This window comes from Hydrocoleum sp. CS-953, from assembly GCF_002260545.1.
Classification (GTDB): Bacteria; Cyanobacteriota; Cyanobacteriia; order Cyanobacteriales; family Microcoleaceae; genus Trichodesmium.
In genome coordinates, this window is the sequence record NZ_LGSU01000478.1 from 1 (window position 1) to 3,242 (window position 3,242).

The window sequence follows — 3,242 nt, forward strand, 5'->3', positions numbered from 1 at the left end:
TATCAAGTAATTAACACAGGTAAAATAAATTATTACCTAATTATTAGTCATTTAATGTTCATTATTCTTCTGTGTACGGACGCCCTTATGCAACGTCCCTACCCCCCACCTCCCACACTCCCGTACGGACGTACGGACGCCCTTATGCAACGTCCCTACCCAAACCTAATCAAATATAGCAAGGTTTTTGATAAATGGATAACAGCTCATAATCATGGTCATTATTATCAGACACATAATGATAATGGAATTCCAGAAGTTGCTAAAAGAGAAATAACCTACGTTTATTATTTTTATCAACAACCTCAACAATTTTCTGGCGGAGAATTAGTTCTATATGATGAAAAAATAGATAATAATTACTATAAGCAGGCAAATTGATTTAAGAAAATTCCACTCAAAAATAATAGTATAATTTTCTTTCTTAGTCGTTATTGGCACGAAGTTTTACCAGTAAATTGCCCTTCTAAAAATTTTGCAGATAGTCGCTTTACTCTTAATGGTTGGATCTGGAATTAATAATGGATAATGGATAATGAATAATTAGGGTTTGCTGAATAAAGTATTTTGGTAGGGAAAGGAGTCAGGAGGAATAGGAAATTTAGAGAAGATACCCAGATATTTTATCTCTTTATTTTTATACTATAGTCAAACTAAAATCCTAACTTTTTAGTGACTCAAGCTGAAAAAAGGAAAACGGATTCGATATGATTCTAGGGTGAGGCAACAGAGAGAATCTATAATCAGCTTTTCGCTCATCCGACTTGGTATCAATATTATGCTAAAATCCTATTTCTTAAGTTGAACAATTATCATATTATGACAAGTAGATTTTCACGAGTAAAATTTTTCAATCTCTCTGGAAAACCCACTATTTCAATGCAGATGATGTGGGTAGGTTTAACAATTACAATTCTATTTATATTAATTGCTATTTTTGCTCCACTTTTAGAAAATTTTGGCTTGCTCCAAGACCCTCAAGAATTTCTCAGTAACCCCATACATCAACCACCTTCTTTTGAACATTGGTTTGGTACAAGTCGTCAAGGTTATGATATTTTTTCCCGAACTTTATTCGGCGCACAAGTTGCTTGGCAAGTTGTAATTTTAGCGACTTTATTAAGTTTAATTATTGGTGTGCCATTAGGAATGGTAAGTGGTTATCTCGGTGGCAGAATTGATAAAATTTTAATATTTTTTATGGATACTGTTTATACTTTACCAGGATTATTACTTTCTATAACTTTAGCTTTTGTCGTAGGAAAAGGAATATTAAATGCAGCGATCGCTTTGAGTATTGCTTATATTCCACAGTATTATCGAGTAGTTCGTAACCATACAGTTAGTGTGAAAACTGAACTTTTTATTGAAGCGGCAAGAGCGATGGGTGCTAATACCTGGAGAGTGTTGACTCGTTATTTATTTTTAAATGTTATTCAAAGTGTTCCTGTATTGTTTACTCTTAATGCTGCAGATGCAGTTTTGGTATTAGGAGGATTGGGATTTTTAGGATTAGGTTTACCTCCTGAAACTGCTGAATGGGGAAATGATTTAAGGTTGGCTTTAGATGCTTTACCAACAGGTATTTGGTGGACTGCTTTTTTTCCTGGTTTGACTTTAACTTTAATGGTGGTTGGGTTATCCTTATTAGGAGAAGGATTGAATGAATTTGTTAATCCTAAATTTAGAAATTAATAGACTTATTTCAGAAGTCAGAGAATAGGGAATAGGGAATAGGGAATAGGGAATAGGGGGTAAAAATTGTTGATTTTATCTCTTTAGTTAAGAGAATTAAAAATTTTGCAAGAGGTCTAATACTCTAATGTTTAATCAAGGTAAGGAAGAAGGAAGTTGAAGTTGAAGTTTTTTTTCTTCTTCTTTATTCACAATTAGTCATTCTAAATGATATGATTTATGAAAAAAAATTGTAGGGTTTGGTTTCCACATCAAAGCGAAAATGTCATTTTGACACCAGATCCCTACAAGAAAATATTACATCAGTTATCAGTTATCAGTACCTCCAACGAATAAGGAGGCTTGAAATACGGAATCTTATTTTTTTATACTCTTAAAAGAGTCGGCGTAACTACCCAAATTTTTCGGTGATTAGAATATTCTTAAACCCTCAAATTTAGTCACCCCAAGAAGTTAGCTTCTAAATTCAGAATTCAGAATTCTAAATTCTACCAAAACCACCCCAAAAAGCACCAGAAATTATTCCCCAAATTGAGCCAATACCTGCACCAATAATTACTCCTTTCAGCAAAGTTACTTGACCAGTAATTCCTAAATTTAAAAACAAATTATCACCAATAGTTATAGATAAAATTCCGCCAATAATTCCCCAAGTGATCGCCGTCAAAAAACAACCCCAAATTCCTCCAACAATTGCACCTCTTATCCCAATTAATTCTAATGCTAAAGGTAAAGGAGGAGCCATAATTAATCCACCAAATATAATTCCCGATATTGTTCCACCAATAGCACCATTTCCACCACCAAAAATCAGAGCAGCTATTAATAATTGAGGTAAATTATTCGCACTAACATCAATATTTTCTTGACTCCAAAATAGTAAGCAAACTGTGGCAACTATACCTATAATTGTGCCGAAAAAAGAACCCCAAATTGCACCTAAAATTGCTCCAGACTTACCCCAAATTCTCATACCTCCTAAAAACATAGGAGGTTTAAATAAACTCCAAACAAAACCAAAACTTCCTCCAAGAAATGCTCCTGATAAATAAGCTCTAGCAAAGTTAGCATCCCGATTTAATATTGCTAACATTAATCCTCCAATAGCACTACCTAGAAATAACCCACCAATAATTCCACCTATTATATAATTTTTGCTAGATTCATCTCGTCTACCCGTTAATGATTTCCAGATTAGGCTGATAATTGTACACCACAAAATACCCATTAATAATGCACTTATAATAGTGATTAAATTTTGATTAATTCCGATAAATAAACCAGCCAAAGCAGCACAAAATAAAATCCCCCAAACAGTTCCACCAATTATGCCCCATATTATTTTAGTAAATATCTTTGTTTGATTCTCAGGTAACTCTTTCATAATTGATATTATCCCTACGCTATAAAAAAATTTCAGTGTTAAGAAATATACTATAGCTTTTTCGGAATTATTTTAATGATATTACCATTAGCACGGACTTCATCCATTATTTTTTTCAGCCGTTCCTCAAATTCCCCTCTGAACCTAGTACCAGCTATCAGAG

3 protein-coding genes are annotated in these 3,242 nt (G+C 33.3%); 2 read left to right on the forward strand and 1 reads right to left on the reverse strand.

Annotation, left to right across the window (positions count from 1 at the left end):
* Window positions 1–381: 2OG-Fe(II) oxygenase (locus tag AFK68_RS04830; RefSeq protein WP_246843999.1), on the forward strand; the 381-nt coding region annotated here is incomplete at its 5' end.
* A gap of 438 nt (window positions 382–819) precedes the next feature.
* Window positions 820–1,695, forward strand: coding sequence for an ABC transporter permease (locus tag AFK68_RS04835; RefSeq protein ID WP_094671816.1), 876 nt, complete (start codon window positions 820–822; stop codon window positions 1,693–1,695).
* Between the two features lie 481 nt (window positions 1,696–2,176).
* Here AFK68_RS04835 and AFK68_RS04840 read toward each other — a convergent pair whose 3' ends face one another.
* A complete protein-coding gene (locus AFK68_RS04840) occupies window positions 2,177–3,079 on the reverse strand; it encodes a hypothetical protein (RefSeq protein WP_094671817.1) in 903 nt (300 codons plus the stop codon).
* Window positions 3,080–3,242 lie beyond the last annotated feature (163 nt).